Here is a 15603-nt window from a genome sequence, read left to right on the forward strand (position 1 = left end):
TCAAGGCAAAAGAGCGGGGGGAGGGCGGTTGGGGTGGGGGAAAACAATGGGGTGGCTTTTCCTGAGGAGGTTGGTATTGTGGCTCCGTGGTAGGTTTGTTCGGCAAATCAACGGGCAGTCAGGGCGGTTACGTGGACGGGAGACGCAAAGGGTGAGCAAGGGAAGGACCATCGGCAGGGCCGGATTGGTGGGCATGGTCGCCGTCTCCTGGATTTCCATTCTGGTTATTGGCGGAGGCTGGCTCTATTCCATGTTCGCCGATTTCAATGTCGACGCGGACCGGATCCGGGGAGAGCGCTATGAGGAACGGCGCAGCCTGGTCAGGGACGAGGTGCGGGACGCCGTGGAGCTGGTGGCGCGGATCAGGCGGGCCTCGGCCGAGAACCTGGCGCGCAAGCTCGAGTCCAAGATACGCGACGTCCGGGCTCTGAACGAGGTCCTGGGACGGGACCTGACCAAGGGGACCGATCCGACCATGCTGCGTGTCGCCACGGTGCGGCTCATGGCTGCCCTGGACCGCAGCGAGGCCCGGCTCTACGCCATCCGCGGCGACACCATCTATCTTTTTTCCCCCTTCCCCAAATGGGTCGACCGCGAGGACGCCCTGTCCCAGGTCGAGACCGCGCTGACCGGCGTGGCCAACGGGCAGCGCAAGCTGGCCCTCAAGGTGGCCGACGGCATGAGCCGGTACACCCTGCTGGTCAAGGTCAACGAGTTCGAGGCCCAGGGGCTGCGCGTTGTGGCCGGGGCCTGTCTCGAAATGGCCGAGGAGGCGGTCAAGGAAGTGGCCCTGAAGCGGCTGGCCGACATCCGCTACGCCAAGAACGGCACCCTGTTCGGCGGGACCATGGAGGGTGAGTCCATCCTCGGTCCGGTTGTCGGGCAGAACATGTGGAACATCACCGACACCAACGGCGTGAAGATCGTCCAGGAGCTGATCAAGGCGGCCAAGCAGGGCGGCGGGTTCGTCTCCTACGTCATGCCGCCGCTGGGCGGGCAGCGCAACGAGCCCAAGGTCAGCTACGCCGAGCCCATCCCGGACTGGGGCTGGTACATCGGCACCGGGGCGTTCGTGGGCGACATCGAAGGGGTCGTGGAGCTCAAGCGCAAGCAGCTCGAGCAGCACATCCAGGACCGCGTCCTGCTCATCCTGTCCGGCATGGCCGTGCTCAGCCTGCTGGCCCTGTACCTGTCCCGCCGCATGGCCCGGAACATCGAGACCAACGTGGCCTCCTTCACCAGGGTCTGGGAGCGGGCCACCTCCGGGCAGGGCGAGATCGACGTGGCCTCCCTGGACTACGCCGAGTTCCAATCCCTGGCCGAGGCGGCCAACCGCATGGTCGCCGAGCGGCAGGCGGTGCAGGAGGCCCTGTCGGAGAGCGTGGAACGGTTCAGTTCCCTGGTCGCGAACGTCCCGGGCATCATCTACCACAGCGAATTCAAGAACGGCTGGTTCAACCGTTTCGTCAGCGGATCGGCCATGGACGTGACCGGGTATCCGGCCGAGGAGTTCATGGAGGGCGGCAGCCGGACCTTCCTGACCATCGTCCACCCCGAGGACCGGGAGTGGGTGGAGCGGTCCCTGCGCCAGGGGCTGGAACACCGTCAGACCTACCTGGCCGACTACAGGATCATCCGCCGCGACGGCGAGGTCCGCTGGCTGTCCGACCGCGGCCGCATCCTGCACGACGAGCAGGGCGAGCCGGTCCGCATCGACGGTGTGATCTTCGACGTGACCGACCGCAAGCACGCCGAGGAGGAATACTACAACCACATCCATTTCCTGGAGACCCTGGACCGCATCGACCGGGCCATGCACAGCGGGACCACCACCGACGAGATGCTCGCGGCCACCATGGACGCCATCCGCCAGGCCTTCGGCGCGGACCGGGCGTGGCTGGTCCACCCCTGCGACCCCGAGACCGATTCCTTTGTGATCAAGTTCCTGCGGACCGACCCGGAATTCGTGTTGGACGACATTGAAGGCGCGGAAATGGTCTTGACCGAAAAGACCCGGCGGGATTTCCGGAACCTGCTCGAAAGCAAGACCGCCATGGCTTTTGACCCGTCCACCGGGTTGCCCTTGGACGATCTGTTGACCGAACGGTTCGGGGTCCGCTCCCAGCTCATGTTCGCCATCCGGCCGAGCGTGGGCGTCCCCTGGTGCCTGGGGCTGCACCAGTGCCGCGACGCGCGCATATGGACCGAAGAGGAGGTACGGCTGTTCACCGAGGCGGGCCGCCGCCTGTCGGACGGGCTCAACGTTTCCCTGGTGCTGGACGAACTGACCGAGAGCGAGGAGCGGTTCCGGACCTTCTCCGAGCAGACCATGCTCGGCCTGTGCGTTCTGCAGGAGGACCGGGTGACCTTCGTCAACAAGGCCGCGGCCGACATCCTCGAGACCACGGTGGAGGAGCTCCGGGCCCTGCCGCCCGGCGGTTTCAGCCGCTACCTGCACCCTGACGACAGCGATTTCATTCTGGACCAGGCCCGGCGCAAGCAGGCCGGTGAGCCCGGCACGCTTCCGGCCTACACCTGGCGGGCGGTGACCGGCACGGGCCGGATCAAGTGGGTGGAGATCCACTCCCGGACCACCCGGGTGGGCGGTACCCCCGCCGACCTCGTCTCCCTGGTGGATATCACCACCTTGAAGCGGGCCGAGGAGGACCTGGAGGCGATCATCGCCGAGCGCACCTCGGATCTGGCCCTCAAGGCCGAGGAGCTGAAACGGGCCAATGCGGAACTGACCCGGCTCGACGACCTCAAGTCGTCCTTCCTGACCACCGTGTCCCACGCCATGCGCACGCCCCTGACCTCTGTGCTCGGCTACGGCGCCCTGGCGCGCCGGGAGCTGGACCGGTCCGTGAACGGAACGGGCAACGGCGAGAGCCTGCAACGGGCCCTGGGCAATCTCGACGTTCTGGAGATCGAGGGCAGACGGCTGAACCTGCTGGTCGATCAATTCATGGAGCTGGCCGACATGGAGGCGGGCGGCGACCTGCGCACCGGGGAGACCTATCCCGTGGCCGAGGCCATCCGCCAGGCCGTGGAGGACGCCCGGACGGTCTGCCGCAACCGTGGGGGGCTCGACGTGGTCCTGGAGATGGACGACGACCTGCCCGAACTCAACGTCCTGCCCGAACACCTCAAGCGGGTGCTCGGCCATCTGCTGGGCAACGCCTGCAATTTCACCAGCGACGGAAATATCACCGTGCGCGTGTCCAGCCCGGACGGCAAGGGGCTGGAGCTGACCGTGGCCGACACGGGCAAGGGCATTCCCCAGGCCGAGCTGGAAGCGATCTTCAAGCCGTTCCACCAGGTGGAGACCGGCGACACGCTGGTGGACGAGATCAAGGGCGCGGGTCTGGGCCTGGCCTTGTGCCGCATGGTCGTGGAAAAGCTGGGCGGCCGGGTCTGGGCCCGGTCCGGGGCGGGCGAGGGCGCGGTCTTCCACGTCACCCTGCCCGGCGATCGGGGCTGACGGATCAGCCGAGCTCCATGATCAGATTGGACCACGGGTCCACGCGCACCTCGGCTCCGGGCGGGACCACAATGGTCGAGGTGTACTCCGTGACGATGGCCGGACCGGTGAACCGGTTGCCCGGCGCAAGCGCCGCCCGGTCCAGGATGGCGGCGGCGACGGGGGCGCCGTCAAAGACCGCCTGCTGCGTGCCCAGCAGCGCCCGGTCCGCGATTTTCTCCCCGCGCATCACGCCCGGTTCGGGCTCCCGGCGGTCCGCCGTCCCCCGGCTGCGCAGCCGGACGTTGACCACCTCCACAGGCTTGTTCTCGTTGCGGTAGCCGTAACGTTTTTCGTGCAGGGCCTGGAACCGCTCGGCCATGTCCGGGCCGAAGGGGACCACGATCTCGAAGGACTGGCCCTGGTAGCGCATGTCCAGGAACCGTTCGTGGACCACCCGTTCCATATCCACGCCCTCGGCGGCCAGTTCGGCCAGTCCGTCCCGCTCCAGCTCGGCGAAGGACGCCTCCACGGCCTGCTCGGTGAACGCATCGGCCGGGCGCATGACCGTGCGCGAGTAATCCTTGACCACGTCGGCCATGAGCATGCCCGTGGCCGACAGGATGCCGGGATCGACCGGCACCAGGACCCTGGTCATGCCCAGCAGGAGGGCCAGCTCGGCGCAGTGCAGGCCGCCCGCGCCGCCGAAGGCGAGCAGGGTGAACTCGCGCGGATCGAATCCCTTTTCCACGGAGATGACTCGGATGGCCCGCTCCATGTTGGCGTTGGCCACGGCCAGGACGCCCTCGGCCAGTTCGGCGGGGCGGAGCTTCAGTTCTTCGGCCAGCCGCTCGATCCCCTGGCGCGCGCCGTCCGCGTGGAGGGTCATGCCCCCGCCCAGGAACCGTCCGGGCACGATGCGCCCGAGGAACAGGTTGGCGTCGGTCACGGTGACGCGCTCGCCGCCCCGGCCGTAGCAGATGGGGCCGGGGGCCGCGCCCGCGCTCTCCGGGCCCACGGCCAGGGAGCCGCCCGGGTCCCTGGAGGCTATGGACCCGCCGCCCGCGCCCACGGTGTGGATGTCGATCATGGGCACCTTGACCGGATAGCCGGAGATGCTCGACTCCATGGTCAGGGGCAGGGCGGCGTCCATGAGGCTGACGTCGGTGCTGGTGCCGCCCATGTCGAAGGTGATCAATTTGTCGAACCCGGCGGCGCGCCCCAGGGCCAGCGCGCCCACCGCGCCCCCGGCCGGGCCGGACAGGATGGTCCGCACCGACTCGCGCATGGCCGTGTCCGCCGAGATGGATCCGCCGTTGGACTGCATGATGCGCAGGCCCGCGCCCATGCCGCGTTGCAGGTCGGTCAGATAGCGGGTCATGATCGGCGAGATGTAGGCGTTGACCACCGTGGTCGAGGTCCGCTCGAACTCGCGGAACTCGGCCAGGATGTCGCTCGACAGGGACACGGGCAGGCCCAGCTCGCGGAGCATCGCGCCCATGCGCCGCTCATGAGTAGGGTCCAGGAAGGAGAACAGGAAGCAGACGGCCACGGATTGCGCGCCAGAGGCCTGGATTTGTTCCACCACGCGCGCGGCCTCGGCCTCGTCGAACGGGGCCAGGGTCTCGCCCTCGGCGGTGATCCGGCCGGGCACGCCGAACCGCAGGCTCGCGGGCACGATGTGCGGCCGCCGCCGGTAGTGCAGGTCGTAAAGGGCGGCGCGGTTCTGGCGGCCTATCTCGATGACGTCGGTGAACCCCTGGTTGGTCACCAGGGCCGTGACCACGCCCTTGCGCTCCAGGATGGCGTTGGTTGCCACGGTGGAGCCGTGGACCACGGCCAGGTCGGCCTGGCAAAGGTCCGCGCCGGGCATTCGCAGGGCGAGGATGTGGCGCAGGCCGGACAGGACCGCCTCGGCCGGATTGCGCGGCGTGGACAGGGTCTTGTACGTGCCCGAGTCCGGGCCGTGGACGTAGGTGAAGTCGGTGAAGGTGCCGCCGGTGTCGACGCCGATGGTGAGCATGGAGCCTCCTGCGAAGAGTAAGGAGGCGAGGATACAGGATTCGGGCGCGGTGCGCCAGGACGGGGGCAGGGGGCCGGGAGCCGGGCCAGCGCCTGGCGCGGGGCGGTGAAGATTCGGTAGCTGACGCTTCCACTGAACCCGGCGGTCTCGAACAGACGGGGGGCTTTGCCGTCGGGAACGCGCCCTTCCCGCCGGCTCACATCTTCCTTTGCCCGCCCTGCGGCGAGAATCGGGACAGCAAGCCCGCTTTGTGGTATCTCGAACAAAAAGGAGCGGGCGACCCCATGCACTGCGACATCACCTATATCCACCACAGCGCCTTTGTCCTGCGCACGGACAGGCGCGCCTATCTCTTCGACTACCCCGAAAACGAACACCTGCCCCCCGGGGCGGACGACCTGGTCCGACGGACCGTGGCCGGGACCGACCTGGCCGTGTTCATCTCCCACGGCCACGCGGACCACCTGAACAAGGATCTCGCCTCGGTGACCGGCGCGGCCGCCAAGGTCCGCTACGTGATTTCGGACGACGTGGAGGAACTGCGGCCAGAGGTCGTGCCCGGCAACGGCCAGGTGCTTGTGGTCGAGCCGGACGAGGCCTACGGCTTCGGCGGCATGGTCGTCGAGACCCTGACGTCCAACGACCTGGGCGTGGCCTTCCTGGTGGAGGACGGCTGTTTCCGCTTCTACTACGGCGGCGATCTGGCCGAGTGGATTTGGCCCGGCGCGTCCCCGGCCGAGGCGGAGTTCACGGCCACGTTCTTCATCACGGCCATGGAGCGGGTCCGCGACTTCAAGCCGCAGGTGGCCTTTGCCAACGCGGACCCCAGGCTCGACAATCTGGCCGGGGGCGAGACGGCCTGCCGGATCATCGGCGCGCCCGTGTTCGTGCCCATGCACACCTTTGGCGACACCTCGGTCCCGGCCGCCCTGGCCCGGCGCGTGGAAGGGGGGCCGTCCCGGCTGTTCAGCTATGCCCGCATGGGGGACTCGGAATCGTTCTCTTTTTAGTTTACAACTGTTTATTCAGCTTGTTACAAACTGCACATACTGCGTCAGTCAACTTTTTCCGGGGGCGTCATGTTGAAACGAGCCATGTTTGTGGCCATGGTCCTGTGTCTGTTCTGCCACCTGGCCGCGCCTTCGGCCGTCCTTGGCGCGTCCCCGGCCACCCTGGCCGCCGTGACGGGCGGTTCCGGAAAGTCCGCCAAGGCCAAGGAAACGGTCATCCCGCCCGACGCCACCCCGAGCCAGTTGAACGAGATCCTGGCCTCCATGAGCGACGAGCAGGTTCGCCGCCTGCTTATCGAGGAGCTGCGCAAGGACGCGGTTCCCCCGGCGGCCGACCACGGTCCCAAGGGCGTGGCCGGGGCCATCGTCCATGTCCGGCAGTTCGTCCAGCAAGTCCGGGAGCGCTTCGCCTATCTTTTCTCCGGCGCGGCCCAGGCCCCGACGCTGCTGCCCGAGGCGTTTCGCAAATCCGTGACCGGGGCGGGCGTGCACCCGCCCGGACAACTCGGCCTGGGGCTGCTCGCGGTCACGGTCCTGTGGTTTCTGTCCCGCTGGTTCGTGGCCCGTCGGCTGGCCGGACTGCGCCGCCGCATTGAAGACGTGGACCCGGACGCGTCCCTGCCGGTCAAGGCGGGGCGGCTCACGGTCCGGGCGTTCTTCGACGTGCTCGCCGTGGCCTGCGTGACCCTGATCACCCTGATTCCGTACCTGTTCATTTTCAACGAGCCGGACAAGGGCCGTCCGGTCATCTTTGTCTGGCTGGCCGCCATGCTCATCGTGGAGGTGGTCCGGCTGGCCGCGCGCTTCGTCCTGGCCCCGGACATGGGGGCCATTCGCTTCCTGCCGCTCTCCGACAACGCGGCCCGCTACCTGTACCGGTGGATCGTGCGCGTGGCCTGGGTGGCGGCGGCGGGCATCCTGGCCAGCTCCCTGGTGGGCATGACCCGGGGCAGCGAGTTGGTCTTCCTGCTCATCGTGTCCGCCACCGGCTTTGTCGTGGCGGTCATGGTCAGCCTGCTGGCCCTGTGGAACAAGCGGCCGGTGGCCGAGGCCATCCGCCGCGCCGTGCCGCCCCGCAGCCTGCGCTTCCAGCTGGCCGGTGCGTGGCACGTGGGCGTCATCGTCTACGCCCTGGGCTTCTGGTTCTTCTGGGTGGCCGCCATGCTGGTCTTCGGCAACCACGCCATGCTCACCGGCATCTACACCCTGCTCCTGGTCCCGGCCTACCTGCTGGTGGACTGGGGCTGCCAACGGCTGGTCGGCTTCGCCGCCGGGCTGGCCGAGACGCCCCTGGACGACATGGGCGGGGAGACCGTGGTCGAGGGCGTGCCCAACATCAGCCGGTTCCAGCATTTTCTGTCCGTGGGGTTCCGGGTCCTGGTCCTGGCCGGGGCCGCATTTCTGCTGCTGCGCATCTGGGGCCTCAACCTGGCCTTTGGCGAGGCCACGGTGGGCGCGGGCATCGACATCCTGCTGACCCTGGTGCTGGCCTACATTTTCTGGGTGTTCATCTCCAACTACATCGAGCGGCGGCTCAAGGCCAAGGACGAGCCGGGCGAGGAGCACGGCGACGGCGAGGGCGGCGGCGGACCCGGCGGCGACCGGTTCTCGACCCTGCTCCAGCTGGTCAAGAAGTTCATCTTCGCCGGGTTGTCCGTGGTCACCGTGCTGATCATCCTCTCGTCCCTGGGCGTGGACATCGGCCCGCTCATCGCGGGCGCGTCGGTCTTCGGCATCGCCATCGGCTTCGGCGCCCAGACCCTGGTCAAGGACATCATCTCCGGCATCTTCTTCCTCATGGACGACGCCTTCCGGGTGGGCGACTACATCATCGTGGGCAACGCCATGGGCACGGTGGAGGAGATCTCGGTGCGCTCCTTCAAGCTTCGGCACCACCTGGGCCCGCTGTACACCATTCCGTTCGGGTCCATCAAAGAGGTCCAGAACATGACCCGCGACTGGGCGGTCATGAAGCTGCAATACCTGGTGCCGTTCGACACGGACATCCAGGAGATCAAGAAGATCATCAAGAAGATCAACAAGGAGATCCGGGCGGTGCCCGAGCTCAACGAGTTCATGCTGTCCGACATCAAGAGCCAGGGCGTCAAGGCCATGGAGCAGTACGGCATGCGCATGCGGGTCAAGTTCATGACCAAGCCGGGCGGCCAGTTCACCCTGCGCAAGCTGGTCCTGGCCAAGATGCGCAAGTACTTCGCCGAGGCGGGCATCGAGTTCGCCAAGCCGCGCGTGTCCGTGCACATTCCCGAGCGGGAGCGCCTGACCCCGGAGGAGGAGGCCCACGTGGCGGCCGCCGCCTCCCAGATCGTGGCCGAGGAACAGTCGGGCAAGAAGAAGAAACACTAGCGGGCCGGGCCCAGGTCCCGGCCCGGCGGCGGAGCATCATGTCGTTCGACCTGACCTTCGAAACCCGCGACGGCTACATCGTCGGCGTCGTCACCGGGGTGATAGACACCCCGGACGCGCTGCTGCGCAAGATCCGGACCATGGTCCACAAGGCCCTGGACTCCAACGTCACCCGGTTTCTCATGGACGAGCGCGGCCTGGAGCTGCGCCTGGAGGCCCACGACATCATCGAGATCGCCAATCGGCTGGAAGAGCGGAACGTCCAGTCCCTGGGCGGACGGTCCGCCTGTCTGTGCAACCCCGGCTTCGCCGAGCTCTACCGGGCCTGCGAGACCATCTACCACAACCGTTCCCTGAGCTACCGCGTGTTCGACCGCGAAGAGGACGCCGTGGCCTGGCTGACGCGCTGATCGCGTCTTTTCTTGCGGCCGCTTTCGGGTTAGGGTGGCCCATCGCGATTCACCACCTCGACCAGGAGCCCAGCCTTTGACCCTCAAGGACAATCTGCACGCCTTCTTCCACCCCGACGCCGTGGCCGTCATCGGGGCGTCCTCCACCCCCGGCAAGGTGGGGCACACCGTCGTGACCAACATGCTCTCGGCCGGATACACCGGCAAGCTGCTGCCCGTGAACCCCAAGGGCGGGGTGATCGAGGGGCTGCCCGTGATCACGGACATAAGCGATCTGCCGCGCGGCCTGGATCTGGCCGTCATCGCGGTGCCGCCCAAGTTCGTGGTCGAGGCCGTGCGCGGGCTCGGGAAGATCGGGACCAAGTCGGCCATCGTCATCACCGCCGGGTTCAAGGAGGCGGGCAAGGAAGGGTACGACCTCGAGGAGGAGCTCAAGGCGCTGTGCGAGGAGTACGGCATCAGCCTGCTCGGGCCCAACTGCCTGGGCATGATGAACGGCGCGGCCGGGGTCAACGCCTCCTTCGCCGCGGGCCAGCCCGGCCTCGGCTCCATCGCCTTCTTCTCCCAGTCCGGCGCCCTGTGCGTGGCCATCCTGGACTGGGCGCTGGGCGCGAACATCGGCTTTTCCAAGTTCGTCTCGCTCGGCAACAAGGCGGTCCTGGACGAGGCGGACATGCTCGAATACCTCAACCGCGACGAAGCCACCAAGGTCATCCTCGGCTACATCGAGAACGTGGAGCACGGCGAGGCGTTCCTGCGGGAGGCCCGCCGGGCCAGCCTGAACAAGCCGGTGATCATGATCAAGTCGGGCACCACCGCGGCCGGGGCCAAGGCGGCCAGCTCGCACACCGGGGCCATCGCCGGGTCGGACCAGAGCTACACCGCCGCCTTTCACCAGTCCGGGGTCATCAGGGTGGGCGACGTGGCCACCCTGTTCAACCTGGCCCAGGCGTTTTCCAGCCAGCCCCTGCCCAAGGGCCCGAACCTGGCCGTGGTCACCAACGCGGGCGGGCCGGGTATCCTGGCCGCCGACGCGGCGGACCGCTCCAGGCTGTCCATGGCCGAGCTCTCCCCCCGGACCATCGAGAAGCTTCAGGAATTTCTCCCCAGCTACGCGGCCTTCTACAACCCGGTCGACATCGTGGCCGACGCGGACGCCAAACGCTACCGCCAGACCCTGGACGTCATCGGCGAGGACCCCATGGTCCACTCCATCCTGGTCCTGCTCACGCCCACGGCCTCGGTGGACATCGAGAAGGCCGCCGAGGCGGTCATCCGCACGGCCCGCAAATGGGCCAAGCCGGTCTTCGCCTGCTTCATGGGCAAGACCAAGGTGGCCGGGGCGCGCAAGATGCTCATGGACGCGGGCGTGCCGTGCTACGCCTTCCCGGAACCGGCGGTCCATTCCATCGAGACCATGTACCAGTATTATCTGTGGAAGCACCGCCCGGAGCCGGAATACGCCGAGGTTGAGCGGGACATGGACGCGGTGCGCAAGGTCATCGACGACCACCTGCGCCGCAGGCAGGCCGAGGTGGTCGAGTTCGAGGCCCAGCAGGTGCTGCGCGCCTACGGGCTGCCCACCCCCAGGACCCGGCTGGCCCGCACCTCGGACGAGGCCGTGGCCGCCGCCGAGGAGATCGGCTATCCCGTGGTTCTCAAGATCGCCTCGCCGAACATATCGCACAAGACCGACGTGGGCGGGGTCGCGGTCAACCTGGTCAACGCGCGCGAGGTCATGGAGACCTTCAAGGAGATCACGGCCCGGGCCCAGCGCATGCGCCGCGACGCCTACATCGCGGGCTGCCTGGTCCAGGAAATGGCCCCTCCGGGCGTGCGCGAGGTGATCCTCGGGTTCAAGCGCGACGAGCAGTTCGGGCCCATGCTCATGTTCGGCCTGGGCGGCGTGTACGTGGAGATCATGAAGGACATCTCCTTCAAGCTCGCGCCGCTGTCCAGACAGGACGCCTTCGAGATCGTGCGCGAGATCAAGTCCTACATGCTGCTCAAGGGGCTCAAGGGCGAAAAGCCCGTGAACTTCGCGGCGCTGGAGCGGATCATCATGGTCATGTCCCGCCTGGCCCTGGACCTGCCCGAGGTGCTCGAGGCCGAGTTCAACCCGATCCTGGTCAACAACGAGCGGGCCCTGGTCGCGGACGTGCGCATGACCCTGCGGGTCTAACCCGGGGGCACTTCTTCCTGAGTTCGGTCACGGACTCGCCGCCGATCCCCCAGTTGTCGGTGTCCACCTCGTCGATGATCACGAAGGTGGTCTTGGGATTCTTGCCCAGCACGTCGGCCAGAAGGTCGGTCACGCCCTGTATCAGCCGCTGCTTCTGCTCCGTGGTCGCGCCCTCGTTGGTGATGCGGATGTTGACGAACGGCAAGGTCTCCTCCCTGATTTCGGTTATGCTTGAAGCGGCAGGGTCACGGTCACGGTGGTGCCGTGCTCCTCGGACGATTCCATGTCTATGCGGCCGCCCATGACCTCGACCATGAGCCGGGCCGAGTAGGTGCCGAGCCCCGTGCCGGAACGCTTGCCGGACGTGGCGTACTTGTCGAAGAAGTTGGCGCGCACGGACTCGGGCACCGGGGCGGGATTGTGCACGGCCACGATGAAGCCGCCGTTTACGGCCATGCGCAGAGAGACCGTGTCGCCGGGTTCGGACGCCTCGATGCCGTTTTTGACCAGGTTGGCCAGGACCGCGTAGAACAGGTTTTCCTCCACGGACAGCGGCAGTTCGTCCTCGCGGGTGAGCGGCCTGTCGCCGAACAGGACCTCAAGGGCCACGTTCTGCCGTCGGGCCAGTTCGGCCAGGTCGTCCGACACCCTCCGGCAGGCGGACAGGATGTTCACTTCCGCCGGGGTGTATTCATAGGCCCCGGTCTCCATCTTGTAGAGGTCCAGGGACCGGCTGATCAGGTCCATGCCCGTGTTCGCGGTATGGCGCATGTCGTCGAGCATGTCCTTCTGTTCCCGGTCCAGGGTGGTGTAGTTCTCCAGGTAGGTGATGCCGCTCAGCACCCCCAGCAGCGGGGTCTTGATGTCGTGGCGGGTGATTTGCTCCACGTCCTCGCGCAGCTTGTCGGCCAATTGGCGTGAGTGCGCCTTGGCCGCCTCCTGGCGCAGCAGGAGCAGGACCACGCCGAGCAGGGCGAAGCTGATGACGAACGAGCCCGTGGTGGCGTAGAGGTTGAACCGCTCGAGTTCGCGTTTGGGTCCGGTCACGTCGAAGACCAGTTCGAAGGCCCCCAGAAAATCCTGGCCGCGCATGAGCGGCACGAAGGTCTCCACCGTGTCGATGGTCGCGCTGTCGCCCCGGGCGGCGCCACGCCGCAGCTCGACCAGGCGGGCGTGCCGCCTGCCCTTGGAGACGGTTTCCGTGAACGCCCTGCCGGATTCCACGCGGTCGATCTCGGCCGTATCCGTGGAGTAGAGGATCACTCCGTCCGGCGCGAGGACCCGGACCTTGATCAGACCGAAGTCGGTCTCCAGCCGGTAGATGTCGGCCAGGAACCGGGGGGTGTCCAGGACCGACGGGCCGAGGCGGGTGTGCTTGATGGACGGCGGGATGGTCAGCACGGCCAGCCGCTGGGCAGCCTCCTCGAAGGTGCCGATCATGATCTTGGTGTAGGCGGGGAAGATGACCAGGGTGTTGATCAGCGGCAGGGCCACGGCGCAGATAACGGCCAGGACCAGGATGCCGAGCAGGGGGTAGCCGTGCCGGTCAAGCCCCCGGCGGTTGAAGATCAGCCAGCGCAGCCCTCCGGGAGGAATGCGGTCGATCGGGTCCCGGCTTTCTCGGTCGGCCATGGGCGAGGGGCCTCCTGGGGTGAAAACGTTTCGATGGTTACCCCGAACATAGCAGATGGAGGGAATCTGGCAAGAGGCTTCGAACGGGGTGCCCGGCCCCGGCTCAGGTCGAGAGCATCGTCCCGGCGATCTCGCGCAGGATCTTGGCCGCGACCATGGCCGTGACCCCGTGCACGTCCCGGTCCGGGTTCAGTTCCACGATGTCCGCCCCGATGATCGGCGCGTCCACCGCGTGCAGCACGTCCAGCAGCTCGCGCGTGCTCATGCCGCCCGGCTCATGGTGGGAGATGCCCGGCGCAAACGCCGGGTCCAGGGCGTCCAGGTCCACGCTGACGTAGACCGGCACGTCGAAGGAGAGGGCGGGCCAGTTCGCCCGGTCCTTCATCTCCAGCCATTCAATGCCGAATTTCTCCCGCTGCTCCCGCTGGTGGCCGTGGGCCGTGCGGATGCCCACCGAGACCAGCCGGGTGCACAACCCTTCCTCCATGATCCGCGCGAACGGGCAGGCGTGGGAGTGCGGGTTGCCCTCGAACTCGTGGTAGCAGTCCGGGTGGGCGTCGAAGTGCAGGATGGCGAAGTCGCCCACGGCCCGCTTCATTCCCCGGACCAGCGGGTAGGTCACGGAGTGGTCGCCGCCCAGGAAGATGGGGGCCGATTTCCCGATCTCGGCCGCGGCCTTCTCGATAACCTCGAAGGCCGCGTCCGGGCCGCCCAGGTCGAGCGCGCCTCGGTGGTCGAGGACCGGCCCCAGGTCGAAGCCGGTCTCGGTCCACAGGTTGGCCGAGTCACAGTGCAGCGCCTCGACCAGGGAGAAAGGCCCCCTGGCCGAGCCGCGCAGATAGGACGAATTGTGGTCCAGAGGGACGCCGATGACCGGAATACGCCGCATCCGCCGGGCCCCCTAGAGGATGTAGCGGGACAGGTCGCGGTTTTCAATGACCTCGTCGAGCTGGGCCTGGACGTAGTCCCGGTCGATGACGACCTTGTTGCCCGACTTGTCCGGGGCCTCGAACGACAGGTTGGCCAGGATCTTCTCCATGATGGTGTAGAGCCTGCGCGCGCCGATGTTCTCGGTCTCCTCGTTGATTTTCTCGGCCGTGGCCGAAATCTCCTCGAGCGCCTCCCTGGTGTAGTCGATGGCCACGCCCTCGGTCTCGAGCAGGGCCTTGTACTGCACGGTCAGGGCGTTCTTCGGCTCGGTCAGTATCCGGTAGAACTCCTCCTTGTGCAGGGATGCCAGCTCCTCGCGCAGGGGGAACCGGCCCTGCAGCTCGGGGATGAGGTCAGACGGTTTGGCGAAGTGAAACGCGCCCGCCGCGATGAACAGGATGTGGTCGGTCTTGACCATGCCGTACTTGGTGTTGACCACGCTGCCCTCCACGATGGGCAGCAGGTCGCGCTGCACGCCCTCGCGGGACACATCGGCACCGCCGCCGGTCTGGTCGTGGCGCGAGGCGATCTTGTCCATCTCGTCGATGAACAGGATGCCCTGCTGCTCCACGCGCTCCCTGGCCAGCTCATTGACCGCGTCCGGGTCGATGAGCTTGTCGGCCTCCTCGTCGATGAGCACCTGGTAGGCGTCCTTGATCTTCATCTTGCGGGCCTTGCGCTTGCCCGGGAACATGTTGGAAAAGGCGTTCTGCAGGTTGGAGCCCATCTCCTCCATGCCGGGGATGGCCATGATCTCGACGGAAGCCCCGCTCTGGACCGTGACCTCCATCTCCACCTCGCGTTCGTCCAGCTGGCCGGAACGGAACATCTGGCGGAACTTCTCGCGGGTGCCGTCCTCCTTGGGCGGCTCGATCTTCTCCACATCGCCGTTCTGGCCGCCCTGGAAAAAGCCCATGGGACCGCTGTTCTGCGGTTTCTTGCCCGGCAAAAGCAGGTCCAGCAACCGTTCCTCGGCGTTCTTCTCCGCCTTGATGCGGACCTTCTCGGTCTCTTCCTTGCGGACCATGTTCACGCCGATCTCCATCAGGTCGCGGACCATGGATTCCACGTCGCGGCCCACGTAGCCCACCTCGGTGAACTTGGTGGCCTCGACCTTGAAGAACGGGCAGTTGGCCAGCCGCGCCAGCCTGCGCGCGATCTCGGTCTTGCCCACGCCCGTGGGGCCCATCAGGATGATGTTCTTGGGCGCGATCTCGTCGCGCAGCTCGGGGTCGAGCTGCTGCCTGCGCCAACGGTTGCGCATGGCGATGGCCACCATCCGCTTGGCCCCTTCCTGGCCGATGATGTATTTGTCCAGTTCCGATACGATTTCTCTGGGAGTCAGATTGCTCATTGTGGATGCCTCCGGCGGCTTAAGAACCTTTTGAAAAAGGTTCTTAAGAATCTCCAAAACTTTTTATCGCACGCCTGTCGGCGTGGGAGTGTTCTCGATTACTTGGCGCGACGTTTCGAGTACGCACCCTCCACGCCGCCATGTCGTCATTTCGTATCTCGTCCCTTCCTGGCGGCGTGGCGCCAAAAAGCTTTGAAGGGAGAGCGCGAGAGGGAAACCTTTTCAAAGGCTTCCCTCT

At 66.8% G+C, this 15603-nt stretch carries 10 protein-coding genes; 5 read left to right on the top strand and 5 right to left on the bottom strand.

Annotated features, from left to right (window positions below; all coding sequences use genetic code 11):
- The first annotated feature begins 151 nt into the window (after nt 1-151).
- Nucleotides 152-3481: a cache domain-containing protein gene (locus ACR42D_RS04920; RefSeq protein ID WP_484565752.1), complete on the top strand. Its 3330-nt coding sequence runs from the start codon at nt 152-154 to the stop codon at nt 3479-3481.
- A gap of 4 nt (nt 3482-3485) precedes the next feature.
- On the opposite strand, the gene ACR42D_RS04925 is transcribed toward ACR42D_RS04920, so the two are convergent.
- A complete protein-coding gene (locus tag ACR42D_RS04925) occupies nt 3486-5483 on the bottom strand; it encodes a hydantoinase/oxoprolinase family protein (protein WP_484565753.1) in 1998 nt (665 codons plus the stop codon).
- A gap of 284 nt (nt 5484-5767) precedes the next feature.
- On the opposite strand from ACR42D_RS04925, the gene ACR42D_RS04930 reads away from it, so the two are divergent.
- From ACR42D_RS04930 to ACR42D_RS04945, 4 genes are all read left to right on the top strand, one after another.
- On the top strand, nt 5768-6493 hold the full coding sequence (locus ACR42D_RS04930; RefSeq protein ID WP_484565754.1) for an MBL fold metallo-hydrolase: 726 nt from the start codon (nt 5768-5770) through the stop codon (nt 6491-6493).
- Nucleotides 6494-6562: 69 nt separating this feature from the next.
- Nucleotides 6563-8857 carry a mechanosensitive ion channel domain-containing protein gene (locus tag ACR42D_RS04935; RefSeq protein ID WP_484565755.1) on the top strand — a complete coding sequence of 765 codons (2295 nt, stop codon included), beginning with the start codon at nt 6563-6565 and terminating at the stop codon, nt 8855-8857.
- Between the two features lie 38 nt (nt 8858-8895).
- Nucleotides 8896-9267 (top strand): hypothetical protein, encoded by a 372-nt coding sequence (locus ACR42D_RS04940; protein WP_484565756.1) that lies wholly within the window; start codon nt 8896-8898, stop codon nt 9265-9267.
- 76 nt (nt 9268-9343) lie between these two features.
- Nucleotides 9344-11449: an acetate--CoA ligase family protein gene (locus tag ACR42D_RS04945; RefSeq protein WP_484565757.1), complete on the top strand. Its 2106-nt coding sequence runs from the start codon at nt 9344-9346 to the stop codon at nt 11447-11449.
- Here ACR42D_RS04945 and ACR42D_RS04950 read toward each other — a convergent pair.
- The 4 genes from ACR42D_RS04950 to hslU all read right to left on the bottom strand — a co-directional run bounded on the left by ACR42D_RS04950 (nt 11397) and on the right by hslU (nt 15365).
- Nucleotides 11397-11654 carry a 2-hydroxymuconate tautomerase family protein gene (locus ACR42D_RS04950; protein ID WP_484565758.1) on the bottom strand — a complete coding sequence of 86 codons (258 nt, stop codon included), beginning with the start codon at nt 11652-11654 and terminating at the stop codon, nt 11397-11399. The two genes, ACR42D_RS04945 and ACR42D_RS04950, sit on opposite strands and share 53 nt — an antisense overlap.
- A gap of 20 nt (nt 11655-11674) precedes the next feature.
- The gene (locus ACR42D_RS04955; protein WP_484565759.1) at nt 11675-13081 is read right to left on the bottom strand and encodes a sensor histidine kinase; all 1407 of its coding nucleotides are present in this window, start codon (nt 13079-13081) and stop codon (nt 11675-11677) included.
- A gap of 103 nt (nt 13082-13184) precedes the next feature.
- The gene (gene speB, locus ACR42D_RS04960; RefSeq protein WP_484565760.1) at nt 13185-13970 is read right to left on the bottom strand and encodes an agmatinase; all 786 of its coding nucleotides are present in this window, start codon (nt 13968-13970) and stop codon (nt 13185-13187) included.
- Between the two features lie 12 nt (nt 13971-13982).
- Complete coding sequence (gene hslU, locus ACR42D_RS04965; protein WP_484565761.1) at nt 13983-15365, bottom strand: ATP-dependent protease ATPase subunit HslU; 1383 nt, start codon at nt 15363-15365, stop codon at nt 13983-13985.
- Between the last annotated feature and the right edge of the window lie 238 nt (nt 15366-15603).

Origin of the sequence: Pseudodesulfovibrio sp. lm2024 (assembly GCF_051175575.1) — a bacterium.
Taxonomy (GTDB): domain Bacteria; phylum Desulfobacterota; class Desulfovibrionia; order Desulfovibrionales; family Desulfovibrionaceae; genus Pseudodesulfovibrio; species Pseudodesulfovibrio caledoniensis.